We start from the raw sequence: 22,851 nt of genomic DNA, 5'->3' as shown, positions 1-22,851 counted from the left end.
CGGCAGGATTCGGCACGACATCTCGGCCCGTTGACTGGAAGTAGTTGATCACGCACTACTTCCAGGAGAACGATGAACCGGATTTCCAGGCGCACGATTCTGTTCGGTCTGGCCGCAGCGCCCCTCGGGCTCGCGGTGGGCTGCGGCGCCGACCCGGCAGCGAAGAGCGCCACGTTGGCGGAGGCCGGAACTTCGCGTCCGCTACCGATTCCGCCGCTGGCCGAATCCACCGTCGACGACGCCGGTGTTCGCCACTTCACACTTCGTGCCGGTGCCGGGACCACCGAGATCGTCGCGGGAAAACTCACCGACACTTGGGGTTTCAACGGATCCATTCTGGGGCCCACCGTCCGCGCCGAACGCGGAGAATCTGTCGCATTCACGATCGATAACACACTGGCAGAGCCCACGACCGTCCATTGGCACGGCATGCATCTGCCCGCCAGATACGACGGTGGCCCGCACCAGACCATCCAAGCCGGCGGACGCTGGGAACCGGCGTGGACGATCGGTCAGCCGGCGTCGACGCTCTGGTATCACCCACACCCGCACGGATCCACCGAACGGCACGTGCAGCGCGGTCTTGCCGGACTGTTCCTGATAGACGACGCCGACACCCGGGCGTTGGACATCCCCAAAACCTATGGTGTCGACGATGTTCCGCTGATAATCCAGGATCGTCGATTCCTCGCCGACGGCAGCTTCGACGAATCAGATCCGACCGACATCGGCCTGCTCGGCGACACGATCGTCACCAACGGCATCTCCGACGCCTACCTCGACGTCACCACCGGGGTCGTCCGGTTGCGCATCCTGAACGGCTCTTCCGGCCGTCTCTACAACCTGGGGTTCCCCGACGACCGCACGTTCGATCTGATTGCCACCGACGGCGGACTGCTCGAATCACCGATCGCGATCAAGCGGATTCAGCTCAGCCCCGGCGAACGAGCCGAGATCGTGGTTCGCGTCGACCCCGGTGCGACGACCACACTGGTGTCGTTCCCGATCGAGGACGGCGGTGGCGTGAACTCATCGGACGCAGAGAACTTCGGCATGAACGACCGCTTCGACATCGTCGAACTGCGGGGCGTCGGCAATCGCGCGTCGCGGTCGACTCTCCCGCCGCAACTGGCCACCCTGGCGCGCCTCGACCCGTCGAAGGCACGCGCTTCCCGAACCTTCGATCTGCAGTGGTACATGATCAACGGACAACGAATGGACATGAACCGCATCGACTTCGAGGCCGAGGTAGGCGCGACCGAAGTGTGGACGATCACCAACAAGGACAACTGGCCGCACAACTTCCACGTCCACGACGTGCAATTCCAGGTCCTCGACGTCGACGGTCGCACTCCCCCGCCTCACTTACGCGGACTCAAGGACACTGTCTACACACCACCGGGCAGTAGGATTCGCGTCGCGCTGCAGTGGTCCGAGTACACCGATCCCACCTTCCCGTACATGTTCCACTGCCACCTGCTGATGCACGAGGACCAAGGGATGATGGGCCAATTCCTCGTACTTGGGCCAGGACAGAAAGCCATGCCGATGCAGATGGACATGCCGATGGACATGCCGATGCCGTCGTCTGGTGCGCACTCCGGTCACTGACGGTTCTGCAGGTGGTACACGGCGAGGCGAACCCGATTGTCACAGCCTGTCTTCGACATCAGGTTCGCCACGTGCGTCTTGACCGTGGTCACACCCAGATGGAGCGCGTCCGCGATCTCCTGATTGCTCTGCCCTTCCGCCACCAATGCGAGGACCTGCGATTCGCGCTCGGTCAGCGGAACCTTTTCCGTCACAACAGTGTCGGCGTCTGCGCCGATCACCGCCCGATCCACGACGCGGCGGAGCAGTTCCGGGGAGAACACCATCTCTCCCTCGGCGATCCGTCGAATGGCGCTGAGCAACTCGGTCGGTTCGGTATCTTTCACCAGAAACCCGGAAGCCCCTGCAGCGAGCGCGGGATACAGGTGATCGTCGTCGTCGAAGGTTGTCAGCACGAGAATGCGTGCTCGCCGACCGGCCTTGACGATCTGCTGTGTGGCACCGATCCCGTCGAGCCCGGGCATCCGCAAGTCCATCAGAACCACGTCGGGATCCAGTTCGGCAGCAAGCGCTACCGCCTCGACCCCGTTCGAGGCTTCACCCGCTACGGTCATGTCCTCGGCTGCCGTGCACAACATCCGTAAACCAGCACGCACCAGTCGCTGGTCGTCGACGATCAGCACCTTGATCACGAGGCACCGCCTGTGATAACGAGTGGAATACTCACGTGCACTTCCCATTTCCCGTCGATGTTGGTGCCGGCAGTCATCTCGCCGCCGACCAATTCTGCACGCTCACGCATTCCGACCAGTCCGTGTCCTGCACTCCTTGCCGATCCCTCGCAGCTGTTGATCACCCTCACGTCCACCCGACCGTCGAGACGACGAACCGAGACCGACACCGACCCCTTCCGATCGCCGTGCTTCATGACGTTGGTCAGCGATTCCTGAATCACCCGCAACAACGTCAGCCTGCCGATCGCATCGAGATCAGCTGCGCCCGACTCGATATTCCCCTGAACATTGAAGTCCGCCTGCACCTCGAAACCCGCTGCACGCACGCGATCGACCGCCGCCTCGATTTCCGCGTCGACGGCATCCGGCTCGACCAGAGCGACCTCGCCGAGCGAGGGATCACGAAGTGCTACCAGAAGGCGACGAATATCGGTCAGCGCATCCGACGCCGTCGCACGCACATCCGCGAGGACCTCACGAACGACCTCGTCCTGGGGCGCCAAGACATGCTGAGCCACACCGATTCTCAGGACGATCGACGCCATGTGGTGCGCAACGAGGTCGTGGAGTTCGCGGGCGAGCGCGCTCCGCTCCGCAGCGCGGGTCTGCGCAAGATTGTTCGCGGCCAATTCACGCTGCGAGCGCAGATACAGCCCGAGCAGCAGCGGCAATCCGACGTACGCAAGCACTTTCACAGCCGTGGTGACAGACCAGAGTGCTTCGTGAGATTCGAACCAGATCCCCGCGAGCACCGAACCGCACCAGCCTGCTGCCGAAAGGGCGACCAACTCTCTGCGATCGGCCCGCATCGTGACGTCGACAACGGCTACCGCGCCGAGGTACGGGACAAGTTCGGACAGCCCCCAGGCGTCGGCGACGAACATCGGAATAGCCAGCGCCGAGACGGCCAGGGATGCGAGGACCGGCCATCGACGGCCGGCGACGAAGACGAGCGCCGACAGCAGCGAGAAGATCCAGTAGGTGAGCGGGACTCGATACTCCCCGGGATACGTGCTGGCGATCAACAGACACGGAACAACCACCAGCGGTACGTAGCGCACGTACCGCTGTATCCGATCTGGCACCTCTGTCCGGTTCACCCGTCGAGCCTATGACGCGCATCATTTTGCCGTTTCTCGACAACAGACCTTACTGGTGAGTAAGATAAGAATCGTCCAACGCCCCAACACCGAGAAACAGCTGGTGATCATGACCAAGCAAGACAGTGTTGCCCCCGACAAGAGCGCTCAGCGCAGCGAATCGGGCGCGCAGCGCGGCGGCGCCAAGGGTGCGCCCCGCGACACGTCCGCCGTCGGCCTGAACCCGATCAAACGCGACGCCATGGGCGCAGCCATGCGTGTGCTTACCAAGATCACCGGTTCAGAACTGGCCGAGAAGTTCAATCTGCGTCAGACCATCGATCGCGTGACCTACGAGGGCACCAAGACGGGCTTCAAAACCCTGGGCGCTGCTACTCGTGGATTCCAGAAGGTCTCGGGCAACGGTGCACCCAAGCGCCTCCCCGACAACCCGAGCAAGAATGCCGACTACTTCGACCTCACCCCGGACGACGATCAGAAGATGATCGTCGAGACCGTGCGCGAGTTCGCGGCCGAAATTCTGCGTCCCGCGGCCCACGACGCCGACGGTGCAGCGCAGGCACCCGCCGATCTCTCCAAGCGTGCGGCCGAGCTCGGTATCACGCTGATCAACGTTCCCGAAGAACTCGACGGAGCGGCCGCCGATCGTGGCGCGGTCACCAACTCTCTTGTTGCCGAGGCACTTGCGCACGGAGACATGGGTCTGGCTCTGCCGATCCTCGCACCCAGTGGTGTTGCAGTCGCACTGACGCAGTGGGGCACCGACGCGCAGCAGAAGACCTACCTCCCGGCGTTCACCGGCGAGCAGGTCCCCGGCGCAGCAGTGGTGGTCAACGAGCCTCGCGCTCTGTTCGATCCGTTTGCCCTGCAGACCAAGGCAGTTCGCTCCCCCAGCGGCTACAAGCTCAACGGCGTCAAGAGCCTGGTGCCGGCTGCGGCCACATCCGAGCTCTTCGTCATCGCTGCAGAACTCGACGGCAAGCCGTCCTTCTTCATCGTCGAATCCGACACCAAGGGACTCGTCGTCGAAGCAGATCCCAGCATGGGTCTGCGCGCCGCCGGCCTGGGTCGCCTGATCCTCACCGACGTCGCTGTGCCGGAGTCCGCACTGCTCGGCGACGGTGACGCCGAGCAGCGCAAGGCCGAATACGCCGACGCGATTCGCCTGGCTCGCCTCGGTTGGGCGTCCATGGCCGTCGGAACCAGCCAGGCAGTTCTCGACTACGTGATTCCGTATGTCAACGAGCGCGAAGCGTTCGGCGAGCCGATCAGCCACCGCCAGGCGGTTGCCTTCATGGTCGCCAACATCGGCATCGAACTCGACGGACTGCGTCTGGTCACGCTTCGCGGCGCTTCACGCGCCGAGCAGGGCTTGTCCTTCGCCCGCGAATCCGCTCTGGCCCGGAAGCTGGCTTCCGAGAAGGGCATGCAGATCGGCCTCGACGGTGTGCAACTCCTCGGTGGACACGGGTTCACCAAGGAACACCCGGTCGAGCGCTGGTACCGCGACCTCCGTGCCATCGGCGTTGCCGAGGGCATCGTCCTCATCTGACGCCGCTGAACTTCCAGGAGAACCACGATGATCAACCTCGAACTTCCCAAGAAGCTCAAAGCATCAGCGAACCAGGCACATCAGGTCGCGGCGCAGATCTTCCGACCCATCTCGCGTAAGTACGATCTTGCTGAGCACGAGTACCCCGTCGAGCTCGACACCATGGCCGCCATGGTCGAAGGCCTCTCCGATTCCGGTGGAGACATCGGCGGTGCCAGCGGCGGACGGTCCGACGCGAGCGCCAAGGGCGGCAACGCCAACGGCGGCAATATGTCTGCCCTCCTCAACTCGCTCGAAACATCTTGGGGCGACGTCGGACTCATGCTCTCGATCCCCTACCAGGGGCTCGGCAACGCCGCGATCGCCGCAGTGTCCACCGACGAACAGCTCGAACGTTTCGGCAAGGTGTGGGCCTCGATGGCCATCACCGAACCGAGTTTCGGTTCCGACTCCGCCGCCGTGACCACCACCGCCGTTCTCGACGGCGACGAGTGGGTTCTCAACGGCGAGAAGATCTTCGTCACCGCCGGTGAGCGTTCGACGCACATCGTCGTGTGGGCGTCGGTCGACAAGTCGAAGGGACGAGCGGCCATCAAGTCGTTCGTCGTACCGCGTGACGCCCCGGGCCTGAGCGTTGCTCGCCTCGAGCACAAGCTGGGCATCAAGGCTTCGGACACCGCCGTACTCCTGCTCCAGGATTGCCGCATTCCGGCGGACAACATCCTGGGCAGCCCGGAGGTCAACGTGGAGCAGGGCTTTGCCGGCGTCATGCAGACGTTCGACAACACCCGGCCCCTCGTTGCAGCCATGGCCGTCGGCGTCGGACGCGCAGCTCTCGAAGAACTGCGCGGCATCCTGACCGAAGCAGGTGTCGAGATCTCCTACGACACACCGGTCTACAACCAGCATGCAGCTGCAGCCGAGTTCATCCGTTTGGAAGCCGACTGGGAGGCCGCGTACCTGCTGTCTCTGCGCGCGGCGTGGATGGCGGACAACAAGAAGCCGAACTCGCTCGAAGCGTCGATGTCCAAGGCGAAGGCCGGCCGCACCGGCACCGACGTGACGCTCAAGGCAGTCGAGTTGGCCGGCACTTACGGCTACTCGCAGCGCCCGTTGCTCGAGAAGTGGGGCCGCGACTCGAAGATTCTCGACATCTTCGAGGGCACCCAGCAGATCCAGCAGCTGATCGTCGCACGCCGCCTGCTCGGAAAGTCTTCCGCCGAGCTGAAGTGACGGTCGAACTGAAGTGACGGTCGCACGGACCCGATCCCGAAACACTCCGCCCCGCCACCTTTCGAGGTGGCGGGGCGGAGTGCTCGGTCGCCATCGTGAAACTTCACCACCGAAACCTGATTGCCCATTAGTGTGTAATCAGTCCTACAACGACGCTCGGAAGAGGTTCACGTATGCCCGGATTGGTCACCAAGGTCACTGACACCATCGGCGCGGCGGGGGTCATGTTCCGAGCCGGGCTCGTCCCGTTCCCTCGCCTCGATCGCGGGCTCAAATCCATTGCAGCCGTGGATAAGTACGGACCCTTTGCCGGTCCGGTCCATGCACACGCCGAGAACGGCTACGACGCGGTGGCGATCATCGACGAGCGCGGACCCATCACCTATGCCGAGCTCGAGCGTCAGAGCAACGCGTTGGTCCGGGCGTGGCAGGCCGACGGCATCACCTCCGACTCCGTCATGGGTGCGATGTGCCGTAACCATCGAGGCTTGGTCCTGACCATGCTGGCGGCAGCGAAGAACGGCACAAAGCTCGTTCTCATGAACACGGGCTTCGCTCGGCCCCAACTCGTGGACGTCGCAGCGCGTGAGAAGGTGGTCGCCTTCGTCTACGACGACGAGTTCGCGGACATCGCCGATGCCTTGCCGGACGACGTCGTCGTCTATCGTTCCTGGCCAGAGGGCACGGCCGCTGACGGTTCCACGGCAGCGACTCTCGACGAGGCCATCGCCGGACGCACCACGTCGCCGGTGCCGGCCCCCGAGAAGAACGGTGGCTTCGTCCTCCTCACCAGTGGCACAACAGGAACTCCCAAGGGCGCGCCGCGTGGCCACACCTCCCCTCTCGCGTCGGCGCAGTTCCTCGACCGCGTTCCGTTGCGCCGCGGACAGACCATGATGATGGCCGCCCCGGCCTTCCATGGCACCGGCGTCTCGCAGTTCGCTCTCGCGTTGGCGCTCGGGCAGACCGTGATCATGCATCGAAAGTTCGACCCGGAGAACACGATCAAACTTGTCGCGCAATACAAGTGCGACAGTCTGGTAGTGGTCCCGACTATGCTCACTCGCATCATCGACCTCGGTCCCGAGGTGCTGTCCAAGTACGACACGTCGAACCTGAAGATCATCTTTTCAGCAGGTTCGTCGCTCTCCCCAGACCTGTGTAAGCGAGTCACTGCCTCGTTCGGATACGTCCTCTACAACCTGTACGGATCCACCGAGGTCGCAGTGGCCACAGTCGCGACCCCCGAGGATCTGACCATTGCGCCGGGAACCGCGGGCCGCGCGCCGGTGACCTGTCACGTCGAACTGTTCGACGAGAACAACAAGAAGATCACCACCCCACACACGATCGGCAGGATCTTCGTCGCCAGCGGACTGAGCTTCGAGGGATACACCGACGGGCGTGACAAGGAACGTATCGACGGACTTCTCTCGACCGGCGACGTCGGACACTTCGACGCCAACGGCCTCCTCTTCGTCGACGGCCGAGACGACGACATGATCGTCTCCGGTGGCGAGAACGTCTACCCGCTCGAAGTCGAGAACCTGCTCGCCGATCGCGAGGACGTCTTGGAAGCGGCAGTCATCGGAGTCGACGACGCCGACTTCGGGCACCGCCTGCGAGCGTTTGTCGTCGTCGCCCACGGCGCCGACCAGAACTCCGAAGAGCTGAAGGATCACGTCCGGTCGAATCTCGCGCGCTACAAGGTTCCCCGCGAGATCGTCTTCATCGACGAACTTCCCCGCAACGCCACCGGAAAGCTGTTGCGCCGCGTCCTGATCGAGATGGAGATCAGCGAAGACTGAGCACAATCACAAAGCGCTGAGCGTCCGGATCAATTCCGCCTCGTCGACGCGAGTGGAGTGACCGTCGCGGAGCACGACCTCGCCCGCAACCAACACCGTGTCCACGATCTGACGACTGCCCGTCGTGAGAATGGACGCGCCCGGATCTCGCACCGGGAGGCAACCGAAGTCGCGTTCGAACCGAATCATGGTGAGGTCGGCGGGATCGCCCACGGAGATCCCGCCAGACCTGGCCGGCAGACCGAGTGCTGCGTTCGCACCGCCGGATGCGATGTCGATCATGGCTTCGAAGCCGAGCAGGTCGGCGCGGCCGCGCGCGGCTCGCTGCACGTAGGCGCCGGCGCGCAGCGTCTCGAGCATGTCCTGAGTGTCGTTGCTGGCTGCGCCGTCCACACCCAAACCCACCGCGATCCCCGCGTCGAGGAAACTCGGGACGGGCGCGATTCCGCTACCGAGGCGCATGTTGCTGACGGGGTTGTACGACACTCCGACGCCGCGCTCCGCCAGCACCTTCTGACCACGGACGTCGAGTTCCACGCAGTGGACCGCCAGCACCCGGTCCCACAAGAACCCATGGGAATCCAGGTAGTCGACCGCGTTCATGCCCGCGTGTTCGGTACACATCGTGTTGTCGGTCTGCGTCTCGAGCAGGTGGATCGAGACTGTCAGGTCGCGAGCCTGCGCGAACTCACGCACTTCCGACATCCCGTCCGGGGTCAGCGAACGCGGGTTCGGTACCGCGACTGCCACGTCAATGCGGGAACCGGCGACGTCGCGCATCATCTGATCCGTATGTGCGAGAACATCTCCGAGTGGTTGCATGAGCCGCGGATCGAAGCCCCACTTCCTCGTCTTGTCCCCCCGGTCTGCGGTTCCGCGTCCCAGCACCGCACGAATCCCGGTGTCGTGCAACGCCCGGATCACAGCGTCGTGAACCTCGCTGGACGGGTGCGGCCACATGTGTTCGACCAGGGTGGTCGTACCGCTGCGCAATGCCTCCAGCGAGGCTGCGACAGTGGCCGTGTATGCGCGCTCGGGAGTGATCTGAACCGACTCTTCTGCGACCGCGAGTAGCCATTCGAGAAGCGGTGTTCCTTCGGCGATCCCACGCATCAGTGACTGCTGAAGGTGCGTATGGGTGTTAACGAACCCAGGGATCAGATAGGCCCCCGATCCGTCCACACTTCCAGGTGTGGCGGTGCCGGTCGACTTCTCGATCGATTCGACCACCCCATTCGAGACGACGACGTCGCGGCCGGTCAGCCATTGCCCGCCGCTGTACAACGTCACGTCCCGGATGATCGCGTCGGTCATGTTCTTGGGCGCGGTAGTCATCGCCAGTTCTCCTGAAAGTGTGTGACGGAACGGATACGGATCAACGCGCGAAGTTCGCGCGTACTCTCTGGTCGATGTAGTCCTCGGCAGTGATCGGCGGGTACTTGCCCGCTGGCCCCTCGATGGTCACGTCGCGGTTCGCCTGAGCGAAGAACGCGAGACTGTAGCGGGCTCCCCGATAGTCGGTGACTCCGGGACTCTTGACTCGATGAAAATTCGACGGCAGGACGTCATCACTCCATCTCATCAGCATGTCGCCGATGTTGCAGGTGATCGCTTCCTCGGCCGGCACCACCGACGTCCATTCCTGGGTGTCCATTTCCTTGCCCGGGCACAGTTGCAACCCGCCCTGACCGTCACGCTGGAAAAGCAATGTCAGGCAATCGAAATCGGTGTGCGCTCCGGCACGCCACATCCCTTCGACATCTGCGTCGGCAGCAAGGGGGAAGTAGTGGAGTAGTCGCAGTGTGCTCTGGTAGGTGGCCACCGACGAGTCATGTGCCCTGGTGAAGAAGTCTCGTTCGAATCCCAGCTTCTCGGCGAAGCACGACAACAGGTCCATCGCAATGCCCCAGCACTTGGCTTCGAAGTCCAGGATCGTTTCGCGGAATCCACCCAATTCGTCTGCAGTGGGCCACAGATCACCCATATGCGGGCGGGTCACCTGGTAGGACTCTTTCTGATCAGGTGTTCCGATGGACGGACGCACCTGCGTCATGCTCTCCCAGCCGGAGTTGAAACCCTTCTTGAGCGGATACTGCGCTTTGACCTCAGTGGGCAGTGCAAAGAATCGCTCGGCCGCCGCGAAAGCCTCGCGGACCTGGTCCAGATCGATTCCGTGATTGACGATTTGGAAGAATCCGATGTCGGTCGCTGCCGACCACAACTCCTCGGCGATCTCGCTGCGCCGGTTCTCGAAATCCGAGAGATCGATTCTTCGGACCTCGCGGTCGGTGGTCTCCGTGCCCAGGCCACCCATGCGAGTCTCGCGGTTGAGTTCTGTCATGTCGTAGGTCATTTGCGTGAGCTCCTTCAGCGGATTCCGATGGACCGATCGGTGAATTTGTCGGTGTAGATCTGTTCTGCGGTCAGTGACTGCGGTATCGCCGCACCCCCGGCGTTCAGGATGGGCTTCAGTTCTTCGACGGTGTGGGCGACTCGCGTCATGTCGAACGTGCCGACGGATCCGTCCGCCTCGTTCGCGATCAGGCCTTTCTCTTTCAGGAGCTGGGCACTGAACGCCGCCTCACTCTCCGTGTACGGCGAGAACGACACGTCTTGTGAGACGACGTCGACAATGGCCGCATTCGCCGCATCCGGCGCTGTGATGTAGTCCGCGGTGGCCTGCTGAATGATCGGAACCAGCTTGCTCAAACACGACGAGAGTGTTTCGACCTTGTCGGCACGAACGGAAACATTGGACGCGTAGATGTCGAAACCCGAATCTTTCAGCAGGTCATAGGAAACCGGCTTGTCCCACGCCGGCGTCTCCTTCTCGTACGTGTACGGTTCCGAATTCGCGAATCCTTGCTGAGCGATGGTCGGGTCACCGACAAATCGCGAGGGAGCTCCGTCGTAGCTCGTGTCGAGCTGAGACTGCTTCAGTAGTCCTTTCGCCACGAGCCACTGCGGAAAGAGTTGTTCCTTGGAAACGACGACACTCGCGTCGGACTTGCCGATATCGGCAACACTCGTCCAGTCCGGATGAGACTCTTTGTCCCACATGAGGATTGCCGGGCTGTATTTGAGCAATGGCGTGACGGCCACAACGGGCTGACTTGCCGCTGCCGCGATCACCTGATCGCCGTGCACCAAGCCGAGAGTGATGGAATCGTCGACGTACATCTGGGAGCTGACGGATTGGAACCCGATTGCCGGTCCCCCGGCCCGCAAGGTCAGGTCGACTCCGGTGTCCTTCCCTCCGGCGACAAGAGTCCCACTGACGGACTTGTCGTCGGTGTCGACCGAATAGCCGGGACCGAGCATCTCGAAGAGCGCTCCCATATCCGACTGTGGCTGCCATTGGAGTTGAACCACAACGTTTTCCGGACAGAGACCCGCCAGGTTCTGCGCCTCGGCAGCTGGTTCGAGAGATTCGGCTTTGGTCGTCTCAGCCTCACTGGAGCTGCACGCAGTCAATCCGATGGCTGCACACATGGCCAGTGCCGCGCCCGCCGCTCCCACACTTCTGCGATTGGGATGCACCTTGCGATTTGAATACACAGCGTCTCCTTCGTGAAAACAATTGGGATGTGGGCGAACCAAGAAGGGTGATCCGATGAGCACACTCTGCAGCACGTGGATTACATGCAATCAACTCGTTGTTTCCATCAGGTAACGCGCGTCGAGATTCTCGCTTCACCTGCAATGTCACCTCACATTTACATTCGGCAATCTAGGCGACATACATGCAATTCAAGATAGTTCCTACATCTTGAAGAACTTTTGCATGCATTACCGAACCGGAGGCTCAGATGGAACTCGCGAACACGATGCAGGATGCCGACGCTCGCAAGCTCACCGCGCCGATGCAGATGGCCTTTTCCGATGTCGTCAAGAAGTTCGATACCGGCACTGTCGCGCTGGACGGCATCGATCTGGACGTGGAGCGAGGAGACTTCGTCGCCGTGGTCGGACCCTCCGGCTGTGGCAAGTCGACTTTGTTGCGCATGGCGGCCGGCCTCGAGCGACCGACCAGTGGTGCGGTTGCCCTCGACACCGAATCAGTTGGCTTCATCTTCCAGGAGCCGACTCTCCTCCCCTGGCGAACCGTGCAGGCCAACGTCGAATTATCGGCTGAACTCGGTGGCGGCGACAAAGCAGCGCGAAAGTTGCGCGCCGACGAGGCAATCCGCGCAGTCGCCCTTGCGGACTTTGCGAAACAACTGCCCAATGCGTTGTCAGGCGGAATGAAGATGCGTGTCTCGTTGGCGCGTGCGCTCACCCTCGCACCTGCTGTGATGCTGCTCGACGAACCTTTTGGTGCGCTCGACGAGATGACACGACTGGAGATGCAGGTAGAGCTCCAAAGGCTCTACACCGACAAAGGGTTCACCTCGATGTTCATCACGCACTCGGTATCCGAGGCCGTGTACCTCGCAAACAAGGTGGTTGTCATGACCGCCAGGCCTGGACGAATACATTCGGTCGTCGACATCGACTTCCCTTACCCACGTAGTCCGGAACTGCGCTACGACGCCCGCTACACCGAATACGTCGCCGATATCTCGGCCAGTTTGCACGGGAGCCTACGATGACCGAAGTTCTTGCAGTTCAACGAGGCAACACCACACGCACCGCTGTTCGCTCTGATTCTGCGACCAACACACAAGCAGAGGCACAGACCGGACGGAACTCTCGACTGAGAGCGCTTGGTGCCCTCGTCCTCTATCCGCTGCTCTCCCTTGCCGGCGCGGTCGCTGCCTGGTCGATCGTCAGCTACCTCGTCCTCTCCCCCGAACGTCGGTTTCTCCTCCCGCCACCGGGTCAAGTACTGACAAAGTCGCTGCTCGACTGGAAACACCTCTCACCCATGCTCGAAGCCCTCGCAGTGACGGCGCAGGTTGCGCTGGTCGGCTTCGTCGTCGCGGTGGCAGTCGGCGTCGGAACCGGCGTGCTGATGAGCCAAGCAAAGTGGATCGAGCGGATCGTCTATCCGTACGCCGTAGTGCTGCAAGTCATTCCCATCCTCGCCATCGTGCCCCTCATCGGCCTCTGGTTCGGCTACGGCATGACCGCTCGTACTCTGGTGTGTGTTCTCATCGCAGCCTTCCCGATCATCACCAACACACACTTCGGATTACAGTCGGTCGATCGCGGATTGCACGAACTCTTCACCCTCGGACGAGCGTCGCGTTGGGATCGACTGGTGAAACTCGAACTGCGAGCGGCGATGCCGGCCATTCTCACCGGTATCCGTACCGCATCCGGCCTGGTTGTCGTCGGCGCCATCATCGGCGACATGTTCTTCGCCAAAGGACAACCCGGGATCGGAACTCTGCTCGACGTCTACCGAAGCCGCCTTCAGTCCGAGGACCTGATCGCCGCGATCGTGATCGCGTCGGTGTTCGGCGTCCTCGTCTTCTCTGCCTTTGGATTCCTCTCACGTGTGCTCGTCGGTAAGTGGCACACGTCCGGCCGCAAGGACTTTAAATGACCCACGAATTTCCCGCCTTCGAAATCCCTACGATCGATATCAGCCCGTACATCCGCGGCGAGGCAGCGGCTGCAAACGCCACCAACAGCACTGCCTGTGCGGAAGTGGCAGCTCAACTCGATCGCGCGTGCCGGGAGGTCGGATTCATACAGATTGTCGGACACAGCATTCCACGATCGGCGACCGACGGACTGGCCGACGCCCTCGACGAGTTCTTTGCTCTCCCACTGACGGTGAAGAACAACTATCACCGTCCCTCGTCCGAGAACCGTGGCTACTCGCCACCGAAGTCGGAATCACTCAGTATGAGCCTGGGCGTCGCCGCTGCGAACCAGATGAACGATTTCTACGAAGCAATAGTCGTGGGCGCAGAGGTGAGCGACTATCCGGGCGTCGACCTGCCCGAGTCCAGCTACGCCGCCAACACTTGGCCTGAGGCCGCGCCCGGATTCCGACCGGCAATCGAAGAGTATTTCCGTCATGCCCAGGGCTTGGCACGAATCCTGATGTGCGCCTTTACCGACGCCCTCGGATTGCAGCCCGGGTACTTCGATTCGATGCTCGACCATTCGATCGACGCGATGAAGATGAACAACTACGCACTGCCTGCGGGCGAGATCCGGATCTCCGGCGACATGACGGGAATGGGCGCTCACACCGACTTCGGAATCTTGACCATCCTGTGGGCAGATCAAGTTCCGGGCCTTCAAGTTCTGAGTGCCGATGGCGTATGGCACGACGTCCAACCTGCCGACGGCGCACTCTTGATCAACCTCGGCGACGCAATGGCACGCTGGACGAACGACCGATGGCGCTCGACAGTGCACCGAGTCGACCCACCTATCGTCGATGGTCAGATCATCCGACGTCGCTCTGCCGCATTCTTTTTCGACGGAAACTACGACGCCGTCATCGAAGCACTGCCAGGGACTCTCGAACCGGGCGAGGTGGGATACCCGCCGATCACGATCGCCGAGAACATCGCGGCCAAAGTGGCCGGACTGAAAGGCGCGATGGCGCCCGACGTCGACCGTCGCAGCGCTGACCGGGTGCGCGCCGCCGGGTGACGGTGCCGGGTGACGGTGCCGGGTACCGTCGATATCGTGCAGGATCGAAGTGAGGACAAGATGACCACCACCGAACGAGCTTTGCTCACCGAGTCCGTGCACGAGACGCTTCGCGAACTGATCTTTTCGGGAGAGCTGGCGCCGGGGACACCACTGAGTGTTCCCGCGCTGGCGAGCAAACTCAATGTCAGTCGCACGCCGGTCCGCGAGGCCGTACAGCAGTTGATCTACGAGGGCATCGCCGTCCACACCCGAAATGCGGGTGCAAAAGTCGATTCACTGGACGCGGAGTCGCTGCGCGCTGTTTTCGAGGTGCGTGAGGTGCTCGACGGCCTCGCAGCGTTCAACGCGACTGCGAATGCCACTCACGAAACCGTGTCGCGGCTCAGCAAGATGGTGCAGGTGCAACGCGAACTTCTCGAGAGTCCGCCGGATCAGCGACGGGATTCGAAGCTGGACCTCGAGTTCCACACACTGATTCGTGAAACGGCATGCAATCACCCACTCAGTGAAGCCCTGCACCGTCTGGATGGGCAGTCACATCTCTACCGTTCTGACATGTGGAGCCTCGAGCTCAATCGCCGGATCGCTGTCACCGAGCACGCTCGTATAGTCGCGGCCATCGAATCGGGTGACGCCGTGGGAGCGAGAACAGCCGCGAGCGCGCACGTAGCCGGGCTACTCGTCCGAACAACCCGAACCTGACGCCCAGACTCGTGAAGCACGGACCCGAAGCGCTTCGCCTGAGCTGTACAGCTGCACGCAAAAAGGACCGCCGCACTGGATTCCAGTGCGGCGGCCCTTTTCTAGTAGCGGGGACAGGATTTGAACCTGCGACCTCTGGGTTATGAGCCCAGCGAGCTACCGAGCTGCTCCACCCCGCGATGCATTGACAAAGTTACACGAGCAGATGAACGGAACGCAAATCGCCTGCGCTGGAGCGAAATACACGCCTGAAAGTCGACGAATCGGGTGACTGGGTTCACAAAATGCCCGTGAGCATCAACACATAACAAGCATGTAACGAACGTACCTCGAAACGGCATCGGAAAGGCTCTACCAGCACAAACGCCGAAAATCCTGGATGGGAGAAGACCAGGTGGTCCGGAAAATCGCGAATCGACCCTCGTTCAGCGCTCCCGTACGGTCGGTCCCGGCCCGAATCAACCGGGCGAACGCCGACCCGCCGCTGCTCCACTCTGCCCCGCGGGATCGGAACCCCCGAAACCTTCGAGGGGCAGAGACACGGAGAGACAAGCGCCCGGGAAAGTCAGCATCATCGCCGACCCGCAGGCCCGCCGATGTCAGCAAGCGCGGAGAGGATTTACCCCGACATGACGTACACCAGCATCAGCAAGCGTGCATTCGGCACATTGGCAGTAGCCGGCGCACTTGTCGCAGTGCCCCTCACCATGAGCACCGGCACCGCTTCCGCAGCCACCCACAACTGGGACGGCGTCGCACAGTGCGAGAGCGGTGGCGACTGGAACATCAACACCGGAAACGGCTACTACGGCGGCCTGCAGTTCTCGCAGAGCACCTGGACCGCCAACGGTGGCACCGGCTCGCCCGCCAACGCTTCCAAGGAAGAGCAGATCCGCGTCGCCGAGAACACCCTGCAGAGCCAGGGCCCCGGCGCATGGCCCGTCTGCGGCCAGCGTCTGACCGTCGCAAGCGAGCCGGCAGTCGAAGAGGCTCCCGCCGCAGCACCGGCTCCCGTCGCCGAGGCACCCGCAGTTGCTCCCGCCGTCGAAATCCCGGCCGAGCTCAAGCCCGCCGCACAGCAGGCTTACGACACCGCTCGTGACCTCGCCGGCCAGTACGGATTCGCCGCACAGTTCCAGCAGCTCTCCGATGCCAACGCACCGATCGTTGCAGCACTGCGCTGATTCAGCTCATACAGCTTCACCTGAGCACACAAGAAGGCCCACCATCCGATCGGATGGTGGGCCTTCTGCTGTTCATGAACTGACGCCGCTTACCTCGGCAGCGCCTGGTACGCGTCGACAGCCTTCTGTAGGCGGTCGAGCGCAGCACCGTAGCTGGTGAAGTCACCGCTCTGTTGCGCCGACTTCAATGCCGCCATTGCCGAATTGACCTCGGCCAGCGCCTTCGTGACGTCATCCGAAGAAGCCGGCGGGGCCGGTGCCGTCGGCGTTGTCGGCGTTTCCGGTTGCGCTCCGGTATCCGGATCGGGTGCCGGCTGGGTGACAGTCGCTGCCGAACCTGCGCCCGGCCAAATCTGACTGATCGCCTCGGAGACGGTCGGTGCATAACCGATCCGAATGCCGTTGGTGTCGCTGAAGCTCACCAGCACACGCGCCAACTGAGGGAACGCGTTCTGCGAGTTTCGCTGCGAGTACAAAGGTTCGACGTAGAGGATTCCGCCCTCGGCAATCGGCAGAGTCAGCAGGTTTCCGTACTGAATCTTGTTCGACTGCTTGAGCAGTGACACTTCCGAAGCAACACGCGAATCCGATGTCATCGCAGACTGAGCCTGCTGTGGACCCTGAGTCTGCGTATCGGTCGGCAACTGCAGCACCGTGAACTTGCCGTAGTTCTCCTTGTCGTTCGCCACCGAGATGTAGGCCGACAGCAACTCACGACTGAACCCGACCATCGGACTGGTCAGACGGAAATCCGCCTTCGCGGTGTCCTTGTCGCCCACCAGCACGTAGTACGGCGGCTGGTTGGCCGACGTGTCGATCGTCGGATCGCTCGGAACCGACCAGAACGCGTTGTTGGTGAAGAACTCACTCGGATCGTCGACGTGGTACTTCGCCAGCATCTCGCGCTGGACCTTGAACATGTCTTCCGGGTACCGGAAGTGCGCCTGCAGGTCGTCCGAAATTTCGCTCTTCGGCTTGACCGTGTCCGGGAAGACCCCCATCCACGCCTTCAGAACCGGATCCTGCTCGTCGACCTGGTACAGCGTGACGGTGCCGTCGTAGGCATCGACCGTGGCCTTCACGGAGTTGCGGATGTAGGAGAACTCCTGGCGCGGAATGAGGCGCCCGGTCGTCTGGTCGATACTGTCCTCGACCAACCCGTCGAGCGAACTGCGCTGCGCGTACGGGTAGTCCTGGGCGGTGGTGTAGCCGTCGATGATCCACTGCATCTTGCCGTCGACCACTGCGGGATAAGCAGCGCCGTCAGTAGTCAGCCAAGGCGCAACCTCCTCGACCCTTTCCTTCGGATCACGCTTGAAAATGATCTTGGAGTTCGAACCGATTGCACTCGAGAACAGGATGTTGCGCTCGGTGTACTTCGCCGCGAATGCAAGACGGTTGAACCAGTTGCCGATCGAAACACCACCCGAGCCTGTGTAGGTGTACTTCGAGGTGTCGGTGTCGTACTCCCGCGGTCCCTCACCGTCGACGGAACCGACGATCGAGTAATCGGCGTCCGACTGACTGATTACCTCGCCGTAGTACGAACGAGGATTGTCCACCTTGAGGTTCTCGTTCTCGGGCGTGGTCGTCAGGTCGCTCACCGAGTAGATCGGGTAACCACCGGTGTTGTTCTGACTGTCGCCCTGGACCGCCGTGACTTCGTTCGCCTGGGCAGCGACGAAGCCGTTGCCATGCGTGTAGACCGTGTGCTTGTTGATCCAGTCCGTCTGGTTGCCGGAAAGGTTGTTCGGCGACAGCTCACGCGCTGCGACAACGAAGTCGCGCAACTGGCCGTCTTGTTCGTAGCGGTCGACATTGAGGGTCTGCGGGAACCCGTAGAAGTTCTTGAGCTGACGCTGAGCGGTGAACGTCGGCGACAGGATGGTCGGATCCAACAGTCGCGTGTTCGCGATCGTGGTCCGGTCGGCTGGAACGTCCTGGGGCTGCTTGGTGCCGATGCCCGGATAGTCGACGTAGTCGACGTTCTCTTCGGTGATCCCGTACGCCTGACGAGTCGCTTCGATGTTCCGCTCGATGTACGTGCTCTCCTTCTGCGCCGCATTGGGCTTGACGGAGAACTGCTCGACGATCATCGGGTAGACCGCACCGACGAGCACTGACGAGAGAACCAGGAGAGCGACTGCCATGGCCGGTATCCGAAGATCCCGCGTGAAGATCGCCGCGAAGAACGCCAACGCACAGATGACTGCGATGGACAACAGAATGAGCTTCGCCGGCAGCACCGCATTGATGTCGGTGAAGCCAGGACCGGTGAAAGTCGGTTCCTTGCGACTGCTCGACATCAACGAGTACCGATCGAACCAGTACGCAACCGCCTTGAGGAGCACGAAGGTTCCGGCGATAACAGCGAGTTGAATACGAGCGGCAGTGGTGAATGTCCCAGCGCGCCCGGCCAATTTGATTCCACCGAAAACGTAGTGGGTGATCAGATTTGCCACGAATGCCAGCAGGATCGAGACGAACAACCAGTTCAGAACGAAACGGTAGAACGGCAGATCGAAGGTGTAGAAGCCGACGTCCAGATGGAACTGGGGATCGGTGATGCCGAACTGCTGACCGTTGAGGAACAACTGGATGGTGACCCAGTTGGCCTGCGCGATGAGACCGGACAGGATGCCGATCGCTACCGGAACGATCACGCCGAACAGACGAAGTCGCGACATGACGGTGGTGCGGTAGCGCGCGATCGGATCATTGGGTCCGGAAACCGGGACGAACACCGGACGTGCACGGTACGCGAGAAGCATCGCGAGCCACACGATGGCTCCGACGACAATTCCGACTACGAGGAAGAGAACGAATCGCGTCAGCAGAACCTTGGTGAACACACCACGGAAGCCGACTTCGCCGAACCACAACCAGTCCGTGTACATGCCGATCAGTCGCGGCCCCACGAGCAGCAAGGCCGCCACAACGACAGCCACCACCAACAAGATTCGACTGCGTCTGGACAGAGAGGGTAAACCTGCGGGGGGCCGCATGCCCACGTGCCACGCTCCAAGATTTGGCGACGCCGTGGCGTCGCAACCGATTGCATCGATCACTGCGGCCACGCCCGAGTGGACTTGGCCGTTTCCGACCACTCTACGTAACAACGGTCACGGGTTGACAACACGGAGAGCGGGAAGCCAGGCAGAAGGTGCGAGGATGAACGTGTGAGTGAAGAGAATATGAGCAGATCACCGAGTGCCCTCGCCCGGTGCGTTCATGAAGTAGTCGACCACATCGACGCCGAGGGCTGGGATCAACCGCCGAAGCTGTACGCGTTGGTACCCACCGAAATGCTCGCCGCGGCCGAACCCGGCCTGCTGGACCAACTTGCCGAGGGTGCCGAATACACACCGATCGAGCAGGAATCGCTCCCCGAGGACATCATCGGCGGTTCACGGGCACTCGACGAGTTCCTGGCAACGACGCATTGGCCCGAGTCGGTCCAGGGTTGCATCTTGGTGCAGGAAATCGTCGTCCTACCGCCCGAGGCGGAATCGGATCTCGACCACGCCACGGCGCCGGTGTTGACCGATCAGCACGCGGCGGACGAGGTCGCTCGACTGACTGCCAACGCGAATCCCGATCGACGCGAAGCTCGGCTGTTCGTCGGCGTGCTGCGTGACGGTCCGTCGCTGTCGCTGTTGCAGATGCGTCCCGACGAGGACGCGGATCCGTACGGCGACCTGGAACTGCTCACCTACGACGGTCTCGCACCTCACCTCGTGCACGCGCTGTACGCGACGCTCGACGAGGTCGAAGAAGACTGACAGAGACTGCTTTCAGCAGCGGGGTGCGTCGCCGCCGGTGTTGAGGCTCTCGAGTGAGTCCACTGCGCCGGGCAGGTTGTCGACCTTGACGAGTCGAAGCCCGTCCGGCGCATTCTGTTTCGCCTCGTCACAATTCTGGGCGGGTACCAGGAATGTCTCCGCACCTGCTTCGGACGCGGCGATCAACTTGTACCTGATGCCGCCGATCGGACCCACTTCACCGGCGGAGTCGATGGTGCCCGTTCCGGCCACGAACTTTCCGCCGTTCAGCTCCCCTGGAGTCAACTTGTCCACCAAGGCCAGTGTGAACATCAGTCCGGCAGAAGGACCACCGATGTCGGCGAGGTTGAACTGCACGGTGAAGGGGACATCCGGGACCTCGGTCGGCGTGACGCCGAGGTAACCCGATTCGGGCTTGTTGGGCCGCGCCCCGACGGTGACCGGCACAACGGTCTCCACACCCGCGCGAACGACGTTGACGTTGATCGGAGTGCCGGGCGCAATCGCCCCGACCGTGTCCTGAACGCCGCTGATGGTGGTCACCGGAGTGTCCCCGATCTTGACCAGGACGTCGCCTTCTTGCAGCGCACCCGCAGCGGGACCGTCGGGTGTCACCTTCGAAACAGTCAGTGCCACCGGCTTGCCGAGAAAGTGGAGTGCGGCCAACTCGGCACTGTCCTCGGACTGCTGGAAGTCGGCGGTGTTGGCCTGCTGGATTTCTTCCTTCGACTTCTCGGGCGGATAGATCTCCGAGCGTGGGACGAGTCCGTTACTGCCGCTCGCCCACAGTCCGAATGCTTCGAAGATGTTGAGGCCGTCGCGAACGGACACCGTTGTCATGTTGAGGTTGCCTTCGGTGGGATCGACCTCGGCCCCCTGGATGTCGACGACGGGCTTACCGTCGACGTCGCCGAGCGTGTTGAAGGTGGGGCCCGGACCCAGTGCGACATAAGGAACAGTGACCATTGTTCCGACGACTCCCAACACGACGATGGGTGCGAGTGCGGCCAAGAGCGTCACTATCCGTCGATTCACCTGATCCAGAGTAAAGCGCGAAGGCGCCGGAGCACCGATCGCACCGCCTGAGCGCCGTGCGTGTTCGCCGTCAGCGTGACTCGGAGGGCGACTCCGACCGCTCAACCCTTGTACCGTTGAGGTATGAGCAATATGCCGTTCGGCTTCTCCAACTCCGACGACGATCCCGATCGCGACAAGAACGCGGCGGGTGGCAATCCGTTCGGGGGTGGTGACACGCCGTTCGGGTTCGGCGCGGGCGGTGAGGGATTCGATCCGGCTCAACTCGGCCAGATGCTCACTCAGTTCGGTCAGATGCTGAGCGGAATGGGCTCGTCGATGGGCCAGGGCGGTACGTCCGGCCCTGTGAACTACGACATCGCCAAGAAGCTGGCACGCCAACAGATCGGATCGGTCACACCGATCACCGAGGGCAATGTCAAGGCGATCGCCGACGCTGCGCACCTGGCAGAGATGTGGCTGGACGCCGCGACAACGCTCCCCGCCGGAGCGAGCCGCACCCTCGCCTGGACGCCGAACGACTGGCTCGACAATACGATCGACACGTGGAAGCGACTCTGTGATCCGGTAGCCGAGAAGGTATCGGGCATGTGGGTGCAGGGACTTCCTGCCGAAGCACAGCAGATGGCGGGCCCGATGCTGGGCATGCTCGGCCAGATGGGCGGACTCGCGTTCGGCTCGCAATTGGGCCAGGCACTGGGCCAACTGTCCACCGAGGTGCTCTCCTCGACGGACATCGGCTTGCCCCTCGGACCCGAAGGCACCGCGGCTCTTCTCCCCGCTGCGGTTCAGGCTTTCAGTGAGGGTCTCGAACAGCCGCATCAGGAAGTTCTCGTGTTCCTCGCCGCGCGGGAAGCAGCTCATCAGCGCCTCTACAGTCACGTTCCGTGGCTGCGCCAGCGCGTCCTCGCGACAGTCGAGGAGTACGCCCGCGGGATCACGATGGACTTCTCCGCGATGGAAGAATTCGCCAAGGACCTCGACCCGTCCGCTCTCACCGATCCGAGCAAACTCGAAGCGCTGATGCAGCAGGGCACGTTCGAGCCGCAGAACACACCGGAGCAGAAGGCCGCTCTCGAGCGTCTCGAGACACTGCTTGCGCTGGTCGAGGGTTGGGTGGAGACGGTCGTCACCGCCGCACTCGGCGAGCGACTGCCGGGTGTCGCCGCGATGAGCGAGACGTTGCGGCGTCGCCGTGCCACCGGCGGCCCCGCCGAACAGACCTTTGCGACGCTCGTCGGACTGGAACTTCGTCCTCGTAAGGTCCGTGAAGCGGCAGGATTGTGGCAGAAGCTCACCGCGGAAGCCGGTATGGACACTCGTGACGGCGTCTGGTCGCATCCCGACCTGATGCCCGATTCGAGCGATCTCGACGCACCGGACGGATTTGTCGCCCGTGTCCTCGGCGACGGCGAAACCGGCAATTTCGACGACCCGATCGCCCAACTGGAAGCCGTCGAGGCAAAAGAGCGTGCGGCTGAGGCCGCGATGGACAAGACCCTCGAGGACGACGAAGAGAAGTAATTCCTTCTCGACACATTTTCGCAGTTCAACCAAGCTGAGAGCCTGTGGATAACTGCCGCTGAGGCGGACTCGCCGGCCGAGCGTC

The 22,851-nt window shown here is 62.3% G+C and carries 18 protein-coding genes and 1 tRNA gene; 11 read left to right on the top strand and 8 right to left on the bottom strand.

The window, feature by feature from the left end; all coding sequences use genetic code 11:
* Positions 1-72 precede the first annotated feature (72 nt).
* Positions 73-1,611, top strand: a complete 1,539-nt coding sequence (locus ACSW29_RS12385; protein WP_448277330.1) for a multicopper oxidase family protein — start codon at positions 73-75, stop codon at positions 1,609-1,611.
* Here the strand turns inward: ACSW29_RS12385 and ACSW29_RS12380 are convergent.
* Both ACSW29_RS12380 and ACSW29_RS12375 read right to left on the bottom strand, forming a co-directional pair.
* Entirely contained in the window at positions 1,605-2,243 is a 639-nt protein-coding gene (locus ACSW29_RS12380; protein ID WP_230812689.1) for a response regulator, read from the bottom strand. The two genes, ACSW29_RS12385 and ACSW29_RS12380, sit on opposite strands and share 7 nt — an antisense overlap.
* Entirely contained in the window at positions 2,240-3,385 is a 1,146-nt protein-coding gene (locus ACSW29_RS12375; protein WP_448277329.1) for a sensor histidine kinase, read from the bottom strand. The genes ACSW29_RS12380 and ACSW29_RS12375 overlap by 4 nt, the downstream gene beginning before the upstream one ends.
* 103 nt (positions 3,386-3,488) lie before the next feature.
* On the opposite strand from ACSW29_RS12375, the gene ACSW29_RS12370 reads away from it, so the two are divergent.
* The 3 genes from ACSW29_RS12370 (at position 3,489) to ACSW29_RS12360 (ending at position 7,978) form a co-directional block, all read left to right on the top strand.
* Entirely contained in the window at positions 3,489-4,937 is a 1,449-nt protein-coding gene (locus ACSW29_RS12370) for an acyl-CoA dehydrogenase family protein (protein WP_050655137.1), read from the top strand.
* Between the two features lie 27 nt (positions 4,938-4,964).
* A complete protein-coding gene (locus ACSW29_RS12365; protein WP_003942363.1) occupies positions 4,965-6,170 on the top strand; it encodes an acyl-CoA dehydrogenase family protein in 1,206 nt (401 codons plus the stop codon).
* Positions 6,171-6,343: 173 nt separating this feature from the next.
* Entirely contained in the window at positions 6,344-7,978 is a 1,635-nt protein-coding gene (locus tag ACSW29_RS12360; RefSeq protein WP_448277328.1) for an acyl-CoA synthetase, read from the top strand.
* A gap of 6 nt (positions 7,979-7,984) precedes the next feature.
* Here ACSW29_RS12360 and ACSW29_RS12355 read toward each other — a convergent pair whose 3' ends face one another.
* From ACSW29_RS12355 to ACSW29_RS12345, 3 genes are read right to left on the bottom strand one after another with little or no spacing between them, the layout of a single operon-like run.
* The gene (locus ACSW29_RS12355) at positions 7,985-9,313 is read right to left on the bottom strand and encodes an amidohydrolase family protein (RefSeq protein WP_448277327.1); all 1,329 of its coding nucleotides are present in this window, start codon (positions 9,311-9,313) and stop codon (positions 7,985-7,987) included.
* Between the two features lie 40 nt (positions 9,314-9,353).
* The gene (locus ACSW29_RS12350) at positions 9,354-10,331 is read right to left on the bottom strand and encodes an isopenicillin N synthase family dioxygenase (protein WP_448277326.1); all 978 of its coding nucleotides are present in this window, start codon (positions 10,329-10,331) and stop codon (positions 9,354-9,356) included.
* Between the two features lie 14 nt (positions 10,332-10,345).
* Entirely contained in the window at positions 10,346-11,536 is a 1,191-nt protein-coding gene (locus ACSW29_RS12345) for an ABC transporter substrate-binding protein (protein ID WP_448277325.1), read from the bottom strand.
* A gap of 251 nt (positions 11,537-11,787) precedes the next feature.
* Between ACSW29_RS12345 and ACSW29_RS12340 the strand changes: the two genes are divergently transcribed.
* From ACSW29_RS12340 to ACSW29_RS12325, 4 genes are read left to right on the top strand one after another with little or no spacing between them, the layout of a single operon-like run.
* Positions 11,788-12,570, top strand: a complete 783-nt coding sequence (locus ACSW29_RS12340) for an ABC transporter ATP-binding protein (protein ID WP_317825482.1) — start codon at positions 11,788-11,790, stop codon at positions 12,568-12,570.
* Positions 12,567-13,469 carry an ABC transporter permease gene (locus ACSW29_RS12335; protein ID WP_347872103.1) on the top strand — a complete coding sequence of 301 codons (903 nt, stop codon included), beginning with the start codon at positions 12,567-12,569 and terminating at the stop codon, positions 13,467-13,469. The genes ACSW29_RS12340 and ACSW29_RS12335 overlap by 4 nt, the downstream gene beginning before the upstream one ends.
* Positions 13,466-14,536, top strand: a complete 1,071-nt coding sequence (locus tag ACSW29_RS12330) for an isopenicillin N synthase family dioxygenase (protein WP_448277324.1) — start codon at positions 13,466-13,468, stop codon at positions 14,534-14,536. Before ACSW29_RS12335 ends, ACSW29_RS12330 begins: the two co-directional genes overlap by 4 nt.
* Positions 14,537-14,596: 60 nt before the next feature.
* Positions 14,597-15,241, top strand: a complete 645-nt coding sequence (locus ACSW29_RS12325; RefSeq protein WP_317825554.1) for a GntR family transcriptional regulator — start codon at positions 14,597-14,599, stop codon at positions 15,239-15,241.
* Between the two features lie 105 nt (positions 15,242-15,346).
* Here ACSW29_RS12325 and ACSW29_RS12320 read toward each other — a convergent pair.
* Positions 15,347-15,420 (bottom strand) — tRNA-Met (locus tag ACSW29_RS12320).
* Between the two features lie 450 nt (positions 15,421-15,870).
* On the opposite strand from ACSW29_RS12320, the gene ACSW29_RS12315 reads away from it, so the two are divergent.
* Positions 15,871-16,425 (top strand): transglycosylase family protein, encoded by a 555-nt coding sequence (locus tag ACSW29_RS12315; RefSeq protein ID WP_019747833.1) that lies wholly within the window; start codon positions 15,871-15,873, stop codon positions 16,423-16,425.
* Positions 16,426-16,514: 89 nt separating this feature from the next.
* On the opposite strand, the gene ACSW29_RS12310 is transcribed toward ACSW29_RS12315, so the two are convergent.
* On the bottom strand, positions 16,515-19,430 hold the full coding sequence (locus ACSW29_RS12310) for a UPF0182 family protein (protein ID WP_230812673.1): 2,916 nt from the start codon (positions 19,428-19,430) through the stop codon (positions 16,515-16,517).
* Between the two features lie 174 nt (positions 19,431-19,604).
* On the opposite strand from ACSW29_RS12310, the gene ACSW29_RS12305 reads away from it, so the two are divergent.
* Positions 19,605-20,207 carry a PPA1309 family protein gene (locus ACSW29_RS12305; protein ID WP_448277323.1) on the top strand — a complete coding sequence of 201 codons (603 nt, stop codon included), beginning with the start codon at positions 19,605-19,607 and terminating at the stop codon, positions 20,205-20,207.
* 12 nt (positions 20,208-20,219) lie between these two features.
* Here the strand turns inward: ACSW29_RS12305 and ACSW29_RS12300 are convergent, their stop codons facing one another.
* Positions 20,220-21,242, bottom strand: coding sequence for a YlbL family protein (locus ACSW29_RS12300; RefSeq protein WP_317825479.1), 1,023 nt, complete (start codon positions 21,240-21,242; stop codon positions 20,220-20,222).
* A 123-nt stretch (positions 21,243-21,365) separates the two neighbouring features.
* Between ACSW29_RS12300 and ACSW29_RS12295 the strand changes: the two genes are divergently transcribed.
* On the top strand, positions 21,366-22,766 hold the full coding sequence (locus tag ACSW29_RS12295; RefSeq protein WP_448277322.1) for a zinc-dependent metalloprotease: 1,401 nt from the start codon (positions 21,366-21,368) through the stop codon (positions 22,764-22,766).
* The last annotated feature ends 85 nt before the right edge of the window (positions 22,767-22,851 follow it).

This window comes from Rhodococcus sp. GB-02 (assembly GCF_053470465.1).
This window is presented reverse-complemented; position numbering and strand designations above follow the sequence as displayed.

Coding starts and splice junctions, on each gene's coding strand:
- ACSW29_RS12385 (WP_448277330.1), top strand. CDS start 73: ATGAACCGGATTTCCAGGCGCACGATTCTGTTCGGTCTGGCCGCAGCG.
- ACSW29_RS12365 (WP_003942363.1), top strand. CDS start 4,965: ATGATCAACCTCGAACTTCCCAAGAAGCTCAAAGCATCAGCGAACCAG.
- ACSW29_RS12360 (WP_448277328.1), top strand. CDS start 6,344: ATGCCCGGATTGGTCACCAAGGTCACTGACACCATCGGCGCGGCGGGG.
- ACSW29_RS12355 (WP_448277327.1), bottom strand. CDS start 9,313: ATGACTACCGCGCCCAAGAACATGACCGACGCGATCATCCGGGACGTG.
- ACSW29_RS12350 (WP_448277326.1), bottom strand. CDS start 10,331: ATGACCTACGACATGACAGAACTCAACCGCGAGACTCGCATGGGTGGC.
- ACSW29_RS12340 (WP_317825482.1), top strand. CDS start 11,788: ATGGAACTCGCGAACACGATGCAGGATGCCGACGCTCGCAAGCTCACC.
- ACSW29_RS12335 (WP_347872103.1), top strand. CDS start 12,567: ATGACCGAAGTTCTTGCAGTTCAACGAGGCAACACCACACGCACCGCT.
- ACSW29_RS12330 (WP_448277324.1), top strand. CDS start 13,466: ATGACCCACGAATTTCCCGCCTTCGAAATCCCTACGATCGATATCAGC.
- ACSW29_RS12325 (WP_317825554.1), top strand. CDS start 14,597: ATGACCACCACCGAACGAGCTTTGCTCACCGAGTCCGTGCACGAGACG.
- ACSW29_RS12315 (WP_019747833.1), top strand. CDS start 15,871: ATGACGTACACCAGCATCAGCAAGCGTGCATTCGGCACATTGGCAGTA.
- ACSW29_RS12310 (WP_230812673.1), bottom strand. CDS start 19,430: ATGCGGCCCCCCGCAGGTTTACCCTCTCTGTCCAGACGCAGTCGAATC.
- ACSW29_RS12295 (WP_448277322.1), top strand. CDS start 21,366: ATGAGCAATATGCCGTTCGGCTTCTCCAACTCCGACGACGATCCCGAT.